Below are 15,124 nucleotides of genomic sequence, written 5' to 3'. Positions count from 1 at the left end.
TCGGCACCAAAAAACCATCTGCAATCGATGGTTCAGGTCTGACCGATCTTTTTCCTTTCGTAACAGTACCATACGAGGCTAGTAACGGCAAATCGTTAACGGTTTAATTCGCGCACCACATGCCCCAGCTCCGGCACGATCAGCCGATTCATCGCCAGTCGCACCGCACCTGTCGAGCCTGGTGTGGAAAAAATCATTTTCCCTTTCCGCGTCCCTGCAATCGCACGACTGAGCATCGCAGCCGAACCGATGTCTTCGGTAAAGCTCAACATCCGAAACAGCTCGCCAAATCCCGGCATTTCCTTATCGAGTAAGCCAGAGACAGCCTCAAAGGTGTTATCCCGGGGCGAAATGCCAGTACCGCCATTGAGAAGAATAACTTGAACGTCGTCATGTGCAATTCCCGCTTCGATCGCAGCAATGACCTGTACAGGCTCGTCCTTTACTATTTGATAGAGCGCTACGCTGTGACCGGCTTCAGTCAGAAGCTGATTCATCAATTGTCCGCTTTTATCTGTATCCTCTGTCCGGGTATCGGAAACGGTAATGACCATGCATATGACTTGCTTGGGCGATAGCGCCTTGTGTTCCTGCGTACTCATCCGTATTTTCCTCATTTCTTCAATATATATCTTTTCTCATGATACCATGTTCGGGTTTCCAGTACCCTCGTCGTTCCTGAAACAATTTCTTCACTCCCTATACCCGAGATGCTTCGCTTTCCTATATAATGCTGATGACTGCTATTTTTTCGACAGACAAGGAGGCGTGCGCGAATGCCAGAGCGACCGTATTTTTCTTTTCATTTCCACAAACAATCGCACACACCGATCTATGTACAACTCGCTGAACAATTGAAAACAGCGATTTTGCGTGGTGCCTTTCTTGTAGATGGACAACAATTGATATCGCTGCGAGATATGAAAACAATTAGTGGCTGCTCGTTGGAGACAGTCAAAAAAGCATACGATCATCTTGCGTTGGAAGGCTGGCTGGAAGCTGTGCACGGCAAAGGTTATTACTTGACGCAGCTTGCTAAAGAAGCGCGTTTGGAAAATCGCCTCCCGCTCACAGATATTCCGATCGCTTCCCTGGCTGATTCCTCTCCTCGTCCAAGCGAAGAGCTGGTGAAGCGATTGCGTGGTGCTTTTTATGAAAGTCTGACTGTATTGGATGAACCGTCCGCCCAAAAGAAAATCAGACGTACACAAGCTGCCAAGGTTTTTGCTGATCACCTCAGCCGCCGGGGGCTTCCTCACTCACCTGAGCGCCTCCTGCTTTTTAATAGAAGCACGAGCGGCTTCGCCTTTCTTGCGCAGCGTGTCATGAGTGCACGTGATGTCGTCTATGTGGAGGAGTACAGCTATCCCGTATTTCTTCGACTATTGAGCCAGTGCGGAATTACCGTTCGCCCGATTCGCATGGATGAAGAAGGCGTTTGTATTCAAGCTCTCACGGAAGAGCAGGAGCATTACCCGGCGAATTGGCTTTTGATTAACCCGCATTATCAATTTCCTACCGGTATCAGCTATTCGTTGAAACGAAAGGAAGATTTGCTCGAATGGGCGCAGAGCCACAACGTACGTCTTGTGGAAAACGACCATTATGGCGACCTCTGGTTTGAAGAACCGAGTGTTCCTTTGTACCAGATGGCTGCGCAGGAAAAAAGCCCAGTGGAGGTCTACTATCTGCATTCGTTGTCCAAAACGTTGGCTCGCGATCTACAATTGGGCGTACTGATGCTTCCTTCTGATTTATCGGATGACGAGTTGGAGCGCTATAGTCAGCTTGTTTCCATGACAGGAGCAGAGCCATCCTTGCTCGTCGTGGAATCCGCTGTTCGACTCCTCGATGATCCGTGGTTTTATGAAGAGTTTCTGACGGATCGTCGTGCTCTGTTCCAGACCCGCTTCCTGCGACTGTGGCAGGAAAAACGCCAGGCACTCCCTGATCATGCACGAATGTACCCTATTTCAGGGGGCTTAAATACGTGGATCAAATGGGGCACGCCAACCGCAAGAGCAACTGAACAAGAAGAGAGAGTCGTCGCTATTCTGCGTGAGGAAGGTCTCGAGCTGACTGGCGGTCATGCTTTTCGCGTAGCCGATGAGCCTGCCGATATTCTGCGCTGCCCGGCTGTCCGTTTCCCACTCGCTCCACTGGAAGAACGAGAGTTGAAACATTGGCTTCACCGATTGGGTGCTGCTCTTCTTCGGTAAGTTTTCCAAGGGAAATGCCATACTAAGAGATGGATTTCCCCTCTTTTCCTTTTCACTAGACTCGAAAAAAAGCCGAGGTATAACCTGCTATGATTAAAAAAGTCGTAGAAAAGCTTCACCTTGATCCACCCAAAACGCTGGTTCTTGGGTTTGCCTTGATTATCTTCTTGGGAGCGCTGCTTTTGACACTCCCGGTCGCTACAGTTGATGGAGTTGGTCTGCATTGGCTTGACGCTCTGTTTACAGCCACCTCTGCTACATGTGTAACAGGCTTGGTTGTCGTCGATACTGGAACGACTTTCACTACTTTTGGTCAACTCGTCATTTTGTCGCTCATCCAAATTGGCGGTCTTGGATTTATGACGTTCGCTACCTTTTTCGCACTGATTATGCGTAAAAGAATCTCATTGCGTGAACGGCTCATCCTGCAAGAATCGCTGAATCAGATGTCGATAGAAGGTGTCGTACGATTAGCCAAAATGATTCTGGTTTTTACTGCCCTTACTGAGTTTATAGGTGGAGTGCTTCTCTCTATTCGTTTTGCCTTTGACTTTCCTTTGAAAAAAGCGATCTACTTCGGCTTTTTCCATGCGATTTCTAACTTTAACAATGCTGGTTTTGACCTGATGGGCGAGTTCGCCAGCTTGACAGCCTATGTGGAGGACCCGCTCGTCAATCTCGTCGTCTGTCTGATGATCATACTTGGCGGTATTGGTTTCATCGTTGTCAGCGAGATATACGATTATCGTCATAACCGCCGCTTGTCACTACATACGAAAGTCGTACTGACAACAACCGGTCTTTTGATTACGGCAGGGACAGTGCTTATTTTTATTTTGGAGTACAACAATCCCAAAACGTTGCAGCCCCTATCCATGATGGGCAAAGTGCTCGGCTCCTTCTATCAATCGGTTACACCCCGTACGGCAGGTTCCAACACATTGAATATCGGGGATATGTATCAGTCGTCGCTTTTCCTCCTTATTATCCTAATGTTCATCGGTGCTTCTCCTGGCTCGACGGGAGGCGGTATCAAGACGACGACCTTTGCCACACTGATTGGCGCTGTTATTGCCCAAATTAAAGGAAAAGAAGATGTCATCTTCTTCCGGCAACGCATCCTGCCACACATGGTCTACAAATCGCTGACACTGACCATGATTGCCCTGTTCATTGTGCTTGTCATGACGATGGTCCTCTCGATTACTGAGACAGGAGCACGCTTTGAGATGATCCTATTCGAGGTTACTTCCGCTTTTGCTACGACCGGACTCTCTATGGGACTGACCCCTCATCTGACTCCGATCGGGAAAACGCTAATCATATTAACGATGTTTGCTGGTCGGCTCGGCCCCCTCACGATTGCCTTTGCCCTCGCACAACGCAAACAGAAGGAGTACTTCCGCTATCCAAAAGGGAGGATCACCATCGGATAAGCCGTATAAAAATGGAGAAAACCCTGCCAAAGCACCGAAAGGATTTTGGCAGGGTTTCGTTTTGTGTATGATTTATTGTTTTTGCCACTGTTTGGACAGCTCGTCGCGTACCAGTTGGCCCATCTCGATTGTACCAATCGCTTTGCTTCTGTCTGCCGCGATATCGCCAGTGCGATTCCCTGCTTCCAGCACGGACCAAACTGCGTTTTCCACAGCTGCTGCCGCTTCATCCATTCCGAGAGAAAGACGAAGCATCATCGCTACGGACAGAATGGTTGCCAGCGGATTGGCAATGCCTTTTCCAGCAATGTCAGGGGCAGAGCCATGAACCGGTTCATACAAGCCAAAGCTGCCTGCTGCCAGACTCGCCGAGGACAGCATCCCAATCGAACCAGTCAGCATCGCTGCCTGATCGCTCAAGATGTCGCCAAACATGTTTTCCGTCACGATGACGTCAAACTGTTTTGGATCACGCACGAGCTGCATCGCGCAAGAGTCTACCAACTGGTGAGACAGCTCTACATCTGGATAGTCAGCCGCTACTCGCTCGGCTACCTTGCGCCAGAGGCGGGAGCTTTCGAGGACGTTTGCCTTATCTACAGATACGAGACGCTTTTGGCGTTTGCGCGCAATGTCGAAGCCTACTCGAATGATTCGCTCGACTTCCGCTTCATGATAGATGCACTGATCTTCTGCGACTTCTCCGTTCGGACCGTCATAACGTTTTTTCTCACCGAAATAAATCCCACCGGTCAGTTCACGTACAACGATCAAGTCAACGCCAGAAACAACTTCTGGCTTGAGGGTGGACGCTTCCACCAGAGAGCTGTGCATGGTAGCTGGGCGAATATTTGCAAACAAACCGAGTGCTTTGCGAATGCCCAGCAGCCCTGTTTCCGGACGAAGATGCCCAGGATTCTGGTCCCACTTCGGTCCGCCAACGGCTCCCAAGAGCACAGCATCCGCTTGCTTTGCCAGCGTTACCGTTTCTTCTGGCAACGGTGTTCCATCTGTATCGATTGCGATACCACCGATCCGGCCTTCTTCACATGTAAAAGTGACACCTTCAAGTTCCCCTACGAGTGTAAGGACTTTGACCGCTTCCTGCATGATTTCTGGTCCAATACCGTCTCCAGGAAGAACGGCGATGCGATAATTTTTCTTCATCGTTTATCCCGCTTTTCTATACGTAATGGTTTCCGAACGCTGCTGGTTCCTATGATCCTATCCACATTTGACCCTATCTTTATATCGTTGCACTGACAGGCGTAGGCTCGCCTCGGCGCTCCATGATCTTGTTGACTGCCCGTATATAGGCAATGGCGCTTGCTTCCAGCACATCCGTACTCACACCGCGTCCTGTTACGATCAGATCGTCCTGTTGAAGTCGTACGAACACTTCACCCAACGCATCTTGCCCGTGGGTAACAGAAAGGATCTTGTAATCGACAAGGGTGACTTCTTCTCCGGTAGCGCGGTCAATCGCTTTGTAGATAGAATCAACCGATCCATTTCCACATGCAGCTTCTTCGCATACCGATCCGTCGGCACGAACCAGCCGGACACTCGCTGTCGGAACGGAAATGTTGCCGTATGCGAGCTGCACGGATTCCAGCTGGAACGCTTCAGGTCCGCGAACCATCTTGGAGTCGACTAATGCGAGGATGTCGTCATCCGTGATTTCTTTCTTCTTGTCGCACAATACTTTGAATGCTGCAAACGCTGCGTTTACCTCTTCTTGCTCCAAGTGATAACCCAGATCAACCAGCTTTTCTTTGAAGGCATGGCGGCCAGAATGCTTGCCGAGAACCAGTTTGTTTGACTTGAAGCCGACCGATTCCGGACGGATAATTTCGTACGTAGTGACCTCTTTTAACACACCATCCTGGTGAATACCGGATTCGTGCGCAAAAGCATTTGCACCCACGACTGCTTTATTTCCTGGCACGATCATCCCCGTCAAACGGCTTACCAGCTGGCTGGTCCGTGCGATTTCCTTCAAATTCAGCTTGGTCGTTGCCTGGTAGTAATCCTTGCGCGTCTCCAACGCAAGCGCCACTTCTTCCAGAGCAGCATTTCCAGCGCGCTCTCCGATTCCATTGATGGTGCCCTCCACTTGCGTAGCTCCACCCTCGACAGCAGCGAGACTGTTGGCGACTGCCATCCCGAGGTCATCGTGGCAATGACAGCTCAGGCGAATCAGATCAGTAGAAGGCACACGTTTTTTCAGCTCGCGGAAAATGTTTCCGTATTGATACGGCGTCATGTAGCCAACCGTGTCTGGAATATTTACCGTAGTAGCCCCTGCCTTGATGACTGCCTCTACAACCTCTGCCAAAAAGTCAATCTCGGTACGCGCCGCATCCTCTGCGGAAAACTGAACTTCCGAAAAATATTTTTTCGCATAGGTGACCGCTTCCACCGCCCGAGCAAGGACTTCTTCCTTGCTCATGTTCAGCTTGAACTGACGGTGAATCGGAGATGTTGCGAGAAAGACGTGGAGGGAAGCGTTTTGTGCGTTGCGAAGCGCTTCGTATGCCTTATCCATGTCGTCTTTTACGGCACGAGCCAGACTGACGACGGTTGCATTCTTCACCCGTTTTGCAACTTCGGCCACAGACTTTTGGTCACCTGGGGAGGCAGCAGCGAAGCCCGCCTCAATTTTGTTTACGCCCAGCTTCTCGAGTTGAAGGGCGATCTCCACCTTTTCGTTCGTGCTAATATTGACGCCCGGAGACTGCTCCCCATCGCGCAGTGTCGTATCAAAAATCTCAATGGTCCGCATGAACTTTTCACCTCCACATTTTTCCCTACATTATATATGCGTTTTTTACACACCTATTTATTGACCGATTTTCACTTCTTCTTTTTTCGTATCTTTGTTGATCCAAGACATCATGCTGCGCAGTTGCTCCCCTACTACCTCGATGCCATGCTCGGACTCCAGACGGCGACGGGAAGTGAAGCCAGGACGGTTTGCTTGGTTTTCCAAGATCCAATTGCGAGCGAATGTACCGTCTTGGATTTCAGCCAGTACTTTTTTCATTTCTTTGCGCGTTTCGTCTGTGATGATGCGACGACCTGTGCTGTAGTCACCGTACTCAGCAGTGTCACTGATGGAGTAGCGCATACGAGCCAAGCCACCCTCGTACATCAGATCAACGATCAGCTTCAGTTCATGCAAGCACTCGAAGTAGGCAATCTCAGGAGCATAACCTGCTTCCACCAATGTATCGAAGCCTGCTTTTACCAGCTCGCTTGCGCCACCGCACAATACTGCTTGCTCACCGAACAGGTCTGTTTCTGTCTCTTCACGGAAAGAGGTTTCGATTACGCCAGCTTTTGTGCAACCGATACCGCTGGAGTAGGCGAGTGCGAGATCTTTCGCGTTGCCAGTTGCATCTTGGTACACGGCGATCAAACCAGGTACACCGAAGCCTTCTTGGTATACGCGACGAACCAGGTGGCCCGGGCTTTTTGGAGCTGCCATGATTACGTCTACATCAGCTGGTGGCACGATTTGCGCGTAGTGGATGTTGAATCCGTGAGAGAAGCACAGTGCAGCGCCGGATTTCAGGTTTGGAGCGATCTCGTCGCGATATACTTGTGCTTGGCGCTCATCTGGCATCAGGATTTGAACCACGTCAGCGCGTTTGGTTGCTTCTGCTACAGTCAAAACTTCAAAACCGTCTTTCGCTGCCACATCCCAAGACTTCCCTGGACGAAGACCCACCACTACTTTATAACCGCTGTCGCGCAGGTTTTGTGCTTGTGCATGACCTTGGCTACCGTAACCGATGATTGCGATTGTTTTCCCACGCAGTACCTCTTGTTTTACGTCCGCTTCATAATACATTTTTACCATTTGTGTAGCCTCCCTAAAAAAGTTTAGTTTGAGTTTTTATTCTGAAATTTGGCAATTTAAACCGTTGCTGCGGCTGTTGCTGGAACAATACTGCGCGCCATCGCTACTGAACCTGTTCTTGTCAGTTCAATAACGCCGTAGCTTTGTAATAGTACGAGCAGCGCATCAATCTTTTCGGTGTCACCCGTTACTTGCACGATCAGTGAGCTGGGGCCCACATCGACGATCGCGGCACGGAACGGCTCGACAATTCCATTTAACTCTGCCAACTGGCTGGGCGATGCCGTCACCTTAATCAGCGCCAGTTCCCGTGATACAAAAGGGTTCTCACTGAGATTCGTCACCGAGATGACATCGATCAGCTTGTGCAATTGCTTCATGAGCTGATTGATTTGGCGGTCATCTCCCCCGGTTGTAATGATCATCCGGGAAAGCCCCTGTTCTTCCGTGCCCCCCACCGTAATGCTGTCGATGTTGAAGCCGCGTTGGCCGAACAGTGTCGCCACTCTGGTCAAAACGCCTGGTTGGTCGTTGACGAGTACGGAAATGGTATGTTGCTGCATCCTAATCGTCCCCCAATTCCATCTGATCTAGTGTGTTGCCTGATGCAACCATCGGATATACGTTTTCTTCCTGCGCAACTCGGAAGTCCACCACGACTGGTCCATCATGCGCAAGCGCCTCTGCCCAAACTGCTTCTGCTTCCTCTGGCGTGCTTGCTCGCAAGCCTTTTACGCCATATGCTTCCGCCAGTTTGACAAAATCCGGGCTGCATGTCAGATCGATTTGGCTGTAGCGATTATCGTAGAAGAGCTCCTGCCATTGACGTACCATACCCAAGCACTGGTTGTTCACAATCGCTACTTTAACCGGAATGTTGTACTGGGAGACGATTGCCAGCTCCTGGTTGGTCATCTGGAATCCACCATCCCCTACGACGGAGATTACCGTGCGATCCGGGTGAGCGATCTGTGCGCCAATTGCTGCCGGGAAGCCAAAGCCCATCGTGCCGAGACCACCGGAAGAGATAAAGGAGCGCGGGTGCTTGAACTTATAGTATTGAGCTGTCCACATCTGGTGTTGTCCAACGTCTGTTGTGACAATCGCTTCCCCATCTGTGGAGTTGTACAAGAGTTCAATGACTGCTTGTGGCTTCAATACGTCGCCATCTTTTTTGTACTTGTACGGATATTGTTCTTTCCACTCTTTTAACTGGCTGATCCACGCTTCCGAATCACAAGCTTTTGCGAGTGGAATTGCTTTTGCCAGCGTGCTCTTCACGTCGCCCGCTACTGTGACGGCTGTGTCTACGTTTTTCCCCAGCTCTGCTGGATCGATGTCGACGTGTACGATACGGGCTTTTGGTGCGAACTCCTTCGTGCGTCCCATCGTGATCCGGTCATCAAAGCGTGCTCCCAGACCAATGACACAATCCGCATTCAAGAGCGCTTGGTTGGCTGTGTAATTTCCGTGCATCCCTGGCATTGCCAGCGACAGCTCGTGTGTTCCAGGGAAACCGCCCAATCCCATGAAGGTGTTGATCACCGGAATGCGTGTTTTTTCAGCAAAGTCGCGCAATTCTTTCTCTGCTTGAGCTGCAATGATTCCCCCGCCCGCCAAAATGACTGGACGCTTCGCTTCGCCAACGGCTTTGACAAACTCTTGTACTTCTTCGTCACTCGGTACGAGTGATGCTCGGTAGCCGCGAATCTCCACTTTATCCGGGTAGGTAAATGGTGCCTTCGCATTGGCGACGTCTTTTGGAATGTCGATCAATACGGGGCCCGGACGACCGGTTGTCGCGATGTGAAAAGCTTCCTTCACTATCCGCGGGAGATCGCGAATGTCGCGGACAAAGTAGCTGTGCTTTGTAATCGGGATAGTAATTCCTGTAATGTTCGCCTCTTGGAACGCGTCGGTACCAATCAGAGACTGTGCCACGTTACCCGTGATGCAGACCAGCGGAACCGAGTCCATCTGAGCGGTTGCAATCCCCGTTACGAGGTTCGTTGCTCCTGGACCAGAAGTGGCGATACATACGCCCGGTTTGCCAGTCGCTCGGGCATATCCGTCAGCAGCGTGGATAGCACCTTGCTCGTGGCGGGTCAAAATGTGCTTGAAGTAGCTCCCGTACAGGGAGTCATAAATAGGGAGCACCGCACCACCCGGATAGCCGAAAATGTATTCGACTTCCTCCAGGATCAGACAGCGCAGCAGTGTTTCTGCTCCTGTCACTTCTTCCCCGAACTGAATCGGTGGAATGCCGTTCTTTTTCTGCAATTCGGCCATTTCAACACTCATTGATCTCTCCTCCTCCCAATTCCAACAGGTATTGAAAATAACTATAGACACATAGAAAAACCCTTTCGCCCCGACACGGTTTTATTTCCATGTCTTTTGGGGCGAAAGGGTTCGCGGTACCACCCAACTTTATCGGCGCCTCACGGTCAGCCGATCTCAGCCAGTCACAGCAAATGTGGACTGTAACACGTTAACGGGTGTTAAGCGGTTTGGCCTACTACTTGTAAAACAAGTTTCAGCTAAACGGCTCGGAGGTGAGCAATGCGACGTACCCAATACCCATTTCTCAGCATCAGGGCTCTCTGTAAAAGGGGAAACGTGCACCATCCTCGTCATAGCCTGCTATTTAAACAATATTTTCAATATTGTTGTTGTCAGAATAAAGTGTTACGTCTGATTATAGCTAGGCACCTAGGGGGTGTCAACGAAAACAAAAAGATTTTACTGGACTTTCGTCCGAACGAATGCTCAGTTGGAAATGGCTTTACAGCGCGGTTTTTGCTTGAAAGCGGATACATTTTTTCACCAGAAACTAGAAAACTTGTCCAGTTATTTCACAACGGAAAAAGGACAGCATTGCCGTCCCTCTCCTGTTTTTTGGGTTCCACTTTATTGCGGGGATTTCAATCCTTCTATCAAAATCGTTGCGACTTCCGGACGTGTAAATTCCGGAGGTGGCGTGATCCCGTTTCTCAACATTTCCCTCACTTTTGTTCCCGATAAGGTCATATGCGAGTCTCTGTCATGCGGGCACGTCTTGGTTGTCCCCATCCCTTGGCATGCCTTGCAGTAAAAGCTGTGTTCAAAAAAGAGCAGTTGGATACCGAGCTCGCCTGGCGCAAACTCGGAAAAGATGTGCTGCGCATCATACGTGCCGTAATAATCGCCTACCCCTGCGTGATCTCGGCCGACGATAAAATGCGTACAACCATAATTTTTTCGCACCAAGGCGTGGAAGACCGCCTCACGCGGACCCGCATATCGCATAGCAGCCGGAAAAGCACCTAGCAATACACGGTTGTGTGGATAGTAATTTTCCAAAAGGGCGAGATAGCTTTTCATTCGCACTTGTGCAGGAACATCGTCTGATTTCGTTTCCCCCATCAATGGGTTGAGAAAAAGGCCATCGACAATCTCCAATGCTGCCTTTTGAATATATTCATGTGCCCGGTGAACAGGATTGCGCGTTTGAAAACCAACCACCGTCTTCCAGCCATTTTCTCGAAATCTTTTTCTGGTTTCTGCCGGGGTCAAATAAAAATCAGAGAAGCGCTCAGGCTGTGGCTTTTGCAGGATTTCTACAGGCCCACCCACGTATAGATTTGGCTTTTCAAACAGCTTTTTCACACCGGGGTGAGCGAGATCTACCGTGCGAAAAACGAGTTCTGCCTCCCGCATTTTATCTGGCACAAAGCAGCTTTTCACCCGCAAAATCGCATAATCCACTCCATCTTCCCCACGTAACAGAATACTGTCGCCAGGCACAAGATCGTCGTGCTCATCTGCATCGACAGCCAATGTCACCGGCAACGGCCAAACCGCTCCATTGGTCAGACGCATCGTTTCCACGACAGTGTGGTAATCCGCCTCTTCCATGAATCCAGTCAACGGTGAAAATGCTCCGATGGCAAGACATTCGATGTCCGACAGGGTCCATTTGTCCACGATAACGGCTTTTTTGATCCCGTGCCGCAAGATCGTTTGCTTCACATCTTTCCCTCCTGCGCTGTTCATTTGTGCAGACCACATTCGGTCTTTTCAAAGCCAGCCCACCGTCCCGACCGAGAATCTTGGCCAGGCAGGACAGCGCGCGTGCATACTCGGCAGCCAATGCTTGGATAGTTTCGGTCGTGCAATGGATTGTAAGGGACATCATTTGCATGGATATATTCCCACACCTGGGCCTCCGTCCAATCTGCTAGCGGATTGAATTTAACCAGGTTAAATTTTTCATCCCACTCCACTTTTTTGGTATTCGCTCGGGTAGGTGATTGCTCGCGGCGAATGCCTGTAATCCACGCCTGATAGTTGGACAGGACGCGCTTTAACGGCTCCACCTTCCGAATCTCGCAACAAAGATTCGGTTCTCTTTCCCACAGTTTTTCTCCGTGTTTTTCTGCCTGCTCGGCTAACGACAACTGCGGCTGTACTTGAATAAATGTTGTGCCGTATCTGGCTTGCAGTGTGTCACGCGTATCATACGTTTCAGCAAAATGAATGTTGGTATCGAGGTAAAATACAGGAATCGTGGGGGCCAATTTGTGCAGCATGTCGATTAAAACGACATCTTCAGCACCAAAGCTGGCAGCTAGGATCAGACCGGCTGCATAGTTTTCCACGGCGTTCACTAGCACATCCTGCGGTGCTTGAACTTCCAGTCGGCTTGCCCATTCCTGTAATTCCTCATCCGCCATTTTCTGGCGATTGTTCATCAGCGAAGCTCCTCTCTTGCTAGGATTCACCCACCATCATATGCCTAGTGACTGGAAGTGGCGCATCGTCCACCTATATCCAACTCGCCCAAACCAAACATCATGACCGTTTGGTTGAGACGCTTTTCACAGAAAAAAAGCCGCCAGACAGGGTCTGACAGCTTTCTGCTGCTTTATTTTTCCTCTTTTTCGTTTACCGTGGGAGCGAAAGTAAAAGAGGCACCGATTTGTTGCGTGTTTTTTGCCTCCATTTTTTGAACCGTTGGTACGGCGTATGAACCTGGGGTTATCAGAGAAGGAGTTACGGTGTAAGAATCATCCTTTTCTTTTGCAAACGCTCCTGGCACGAGCAATGCTGAACAAACAACTGCTGTTACACCCATCATCATCCATTTTGGTTTTCTCATCTATGTCTCTCTCCCTATCCAATGTTTTCCTGTAACGCTTTTTATTGTATGGCAATGGGGAGTCTGCTCGACACGGACGAAAGATTGTTTTTTTTTTCAGACTTGAGACGGAATCGTTTTTTGCAAAAGAAAAAAGCATCCTGTACGGATGCTTGAATCCCGTTAGTTTTCTTCTTTTTCGTTTACATTTGGAGCGAAAATGAATGCACTTCCTGTTTTTTGCGTGCCGGTCACGTCATCTGTTTTCTGAACTACTGGAGCCGTCGTGTACGGAGCAGGGGCGAAGAAAGAATTCGTCACGGAATGTGCGTCATCTTTCTCTTTGGCAAACGCCCCTGGCACGACCATCGCCGAACAAACAACTGCTGTAATTCCCATCATCATCCACTTTTGTTTTCTCATTTTGATTTCTCTCCCTATCCAATGTTTTCCTCTTATGGCTTTATTGTAAGGGATCAGCCAGGCTGTCTAACACAGACGGGAGGTTGTTTTCTTCTCAGACCTTGGGCGGATTCCGCTTTAGGACCATAGCCCAGTTCTGTAAGCAACGACTCGAATACGTTCGATCGTTTTTCTTACACATCGATCGTTGTTCTTGTATGCTTATACAGTTCTTCAATCGTCTGCCCTTTTGCTCGGGCAAGTACCTCCATACGCACACTCAATTGCTTTTTCGCAAACTGCTGCAAATCAGCGACCTTCACTCCGAATGCACTCACCCCTTGTGGGTCATCCATCCAGTCGTACAGATGACTTGCCATCGGAGCCAGCTCATCCATCTTTTTGGCAATGACATCATAAATATGGGGATGCTCACAGATTAACCGCTGCAACAAGAATGTTCCGTAGCTGATGTGCCGCGATTCGTCTGTCTTCAAATAGCCAATTCCTTGCATTAAACCAGGCATGAGCCCCGTTTTACTGAGTGCTTCATAAAACGCATAGTAGCCTGTCTCTGCGAGCACGCCTTCCACAAACATGTTGTAGACAGTAGATGCTTCTGCGATGGCTTCGGGGGATTTATCCGTCAATAGACGATTGAGTGCATTTGGCAAGATCTCATGGAAAATTCGCTTGTACACATCATCGTGAAAATGATGCAAGTCTCCTGACTCGCCGATGTTGTCGAGAACCAACCGGAAAAACTCCGTATGCTTGGCCTCTTCAAAGAGGAAGGTCGTCAAATACATTTCTTCCTCCAAGCGCCCTTCCTCGGCAATGACCATGATCAAAGGCAAAAGATCGAGGGTGACTGCCTCTTCCCCCCCCAGAAAACCAGCAATCCTTCCCAAGGTTTCTTCCTTCTGCTCCGGATTCATCTTCGCGTAATCTTCGCGGTCTTGCGTAAAATCAATGTCCTGCGGGTTCCAAATGCCGTATCTCTTCGCTTTTTGATACAACTGGTACGGCAGTAGCTCCTGATTCAATCCTTTTTGGCTGGTCGAAACAAAACCATTCCTCATCCCCATCCAACCTTTCTTTTTTCTCATGCACCTTCTATTTCGAACGAATGAAAGAAGTCATAAAAATGTCAATTTATACCATTCCCATCCTTTACGTTCCGATCGGCGGTTTGATAAAATGAAGGCGCTGTAGGTTGATTATAGGTCAGGCTGAACGGTCGTTCATATCCCCAAAAATCAGGGGGTGTCCATCACTCAAATGGAGGTGGCAATCACTCCATGGTCAGTCCAGAGCTGAACATGTACATCAATCGGATCGAAGAAACGGCATATTACGAGGAGAAACTGGTGCTTGCTGTACGCGGCTTCGTGGAGCTCTTTCCTTTCATGGGAGCCATTCTGTGCAATTACTCGACGCTCAGTCAAATGGGTGAGGGACTATGGTCGATCCTTGACCAAGAGTTATGCTCCATTCGAAATATACGGGTGGACATGCGCAATATGCCCCTTATCCAGCAGGCGATCCGTGAACAGAGAGCTATCCTGCTAGATTCTGAGGCGATTCGTCAGTTCCCGCCCCATTTAGTGTACGGTGCCCCTTATGCGCTCATTCTCCCTATTAGCTATGGGCCTAACGTACTCGGATATGCTGGTATTTCCTGGCATCAGGATGGCTGTTCTGGCATCAATCATCAGTTGCTACAATCTTTGAGCGCATACTGTTCAATGCTGGGCAAAGTATTGACAACCGACTCCCTTCGCCCTAAAACCGTCAAGCTCTCACGCCGAGAAGTCGAAGTCATGCAGCGGATGTCATGGGGCGAAAGCGTTAAAGAGATGGCGAACTGGATGGGAATTAGTGAATTTACCGTGCAGGATTACATCAAGTCCGCCTTAAAAAAGCTCGGTGTGCAAAATCGCGCACAAGGCGTGGCAGACGCTATTCGTCAGCGAATCATTTGTTGAATAGAAATAGAAAAAAACAACCGAATGTGAGCTCGGTTGTTTCAGGCTGTCGAGAAAGTCGACAGCCATTTTTATTTCACTTAATTTTAAAGCGA

Annotated in this window: 14 protein-coding genes; 3 read left to right on the top strand and 11 right to left on the bottom strand. The window is 49.4% G+C overall.

What is annotated here, in order from left to right; translation table 11 throughout:
• Positions 1-95: 95 nt before the first annotated feature.
• A complete protein-coding gene (locus KB186_RS20025) occupies positions 96-602 on the bottom strand; it encodes a MogA/MoaB family molybdenum cofactor biosynthesis protein (protein ID WP_232774243.1) in 507 nt (168 codons plus the stop codon).
• A 174-nt stretch (positions 603-776) separates the two neighbouring features.
• Between KB186_RS20025 and KB186_RS20020 the strand changes: the two genes are divergently transcribed.
• Positions 777-2,219: an aminotransferase-like domain-containing protein gene (locus KB186_RS20020; RefSeq protein ID WP_232774242.1), complete on the top strand. Its 1,443-nt coding sequence runs from the start codon at positions 777-779 to the stop codon at positions 2,217-2,219.
• 89 nt (positions 2,220-2,308) lie between these two features.
• Positions 2,309-3,655 carry a TrkH family potassium uptake protein gene (locus KB186_RS20015; protein ID WP_221867729.1) on the top strand — a complete coding sequence of 449 codons (1,347 nt, stop codon included), beginning with the start codon at positions 2,309-2,311 and terminating at the stop codon, positions 3,653-3,655.
• 72 nt (positions 3,656-3,727) lie between these two features.
• On the opposite strand, the gene leuB is transcribed toward KB186_RS20015, so the two are convergent.
• The 10 genes from leuB to KB186_RS19965 form a co-directional block, all read right to left on the bottom strand.
• Positions 3,728-4,822, bottom strand: a complete 1,095-nt coding sequence (gene leuB / locus KB186_RS20010) for a 3-isopropylmalate dehydrogenase (RefSeq protein WP_232774241.1) — start codon at positions 4,820-4,822, stop codon at positions 3,728-3,730.
• A 79-nt stretch (positions 4,823-4,901) separates the two neighbouring features.
• Complete coding sequence (locus KB186_RS20005; protein ID WP_232774240.1) at positions 4,902-6,440, bottom strand: 2-isopropylmalate synthase; 1,539 nt, start codon at positions 6,438-6,440, stop codon at positions 4,902-4,904.
• 57 nt (positions 6,441-6,497) lie between these two features.
• Entirely contained in the window at positions 6,498-7,520 is a 1,023-nt protein-coding gene (gene ilvC / locus KB186_RS20000; protein ID WP_088906547.1) for a ketol-acid reductoisomerase, read from the bottom strand.
• Between the two features lie 56 nt (positions 7,521-7,576).
• Complete coding sequence (gene ilvN / locus KB186_RS19995) at positions 7,577-8,083, bottom strand: acetolactate synthase small subunit (protein WP_047070968.1); 507 nt, start codon at positions 8,081-8,083, stop codon at positions 7,577-7,579.
• Between the two features lies 1 nt (position 8,084).
• Entirely contained in the window at positions 8,085-9,821 is a 1,737-nt protein-coding gene (gene ilvB, locus KB186_RS19990; RefSeq protein ID WP_232774239.1) for a biosynthetic-type acetolactate synthase large subunit, read from the bottom strand.
• A gap of 609 nt (positions 9,822-10,430) precedes the next feature.
• Positions 10,431-11,570, bottom strand: a complete 1,140-nt coding sequence (sat, locus tag KB186_RS19985) for a sulfate adenylyltransferase (protein WP_232774238.1) — start codon at positions 11,568-11,570, stop codon at positions 10,431-10,433.
• On the bottom strand, positions 11,552-12,253 hold the full coding sequence (locus KB186_RS19980) for a phosphoadenylyl-sulfate reductase (protein ID WP_221867726.1): 702 nt from the start codon (positions 12,251-12,253) through the stop codon (positions 11,552-11,554). The genes sat and KB186_RS19980 overlap by 19 nt, the downstream gene beginning before the upstream one ends.
• Before the next feature lie 173 nt (positions 12,254-12,426).
• Positions 12,427-12,660, bottom strand: a complete 234-nt coding sequence (locus KB186_RS19975; RefSeq protein ID WP_173608657.1) for a hypothetical protein — start codon at positions 12,658-12,660, stop codon at positions 12,427-12,429.
• 162 nt (positions 12,661-12,822) lie between these two features.
• On the bottom strand, positions 12,823-13,062 hold the full coding sequence (locus tag KB186_RS19970; RefSeq protein ID WP_173608658.1) for a hypothetical protein: 240 nt from the start codon (positions 13,060-13,062) through the stop codon (positions 12,823-12,825).
• Positions 13,063-13,235: 173 nt separating this feature from the next.
• Entirely contained in the window at positions 13,236-14,150 is a 915-nt protein-coding gene (locus KB186_RS19965; RefSeq protein ID WP_255438307.1) for a R2-like ligand-binding oxidase, read from the bottom strand.
• Positions 14,151-14,342: 192 nt separating this feature from the next.
• Between KB186_RS19965 and KB186_RS19960 the strand changes: the two genes are divergently transcribed.
• On the top strand, positions 14,343-15,029 hold the full coding sequence (locus KB186_RS19960; RefSeq protein ID WP_232774237.1) for a helix-turn-helix transcriptional regulator: 687 nt from the start codon (positions 14,343-14,345) through the stop codon (positions 15,027-15,029).
• The last annotated feature ends 95 nt before the right edge of the window (positions 15,030-15,124 follow it).

It is taken from the genome of Brevibacillus sp. AF8, from assembly GCF_021270385.1.
GTDB lineage: Bacteria > Bacillota > Bacilli > Brevibacillales > Brevibacillaceae > Brevibacillus.
This window is presented reverse-complemented; position numbering and strand designations above follow the sequence as displayed.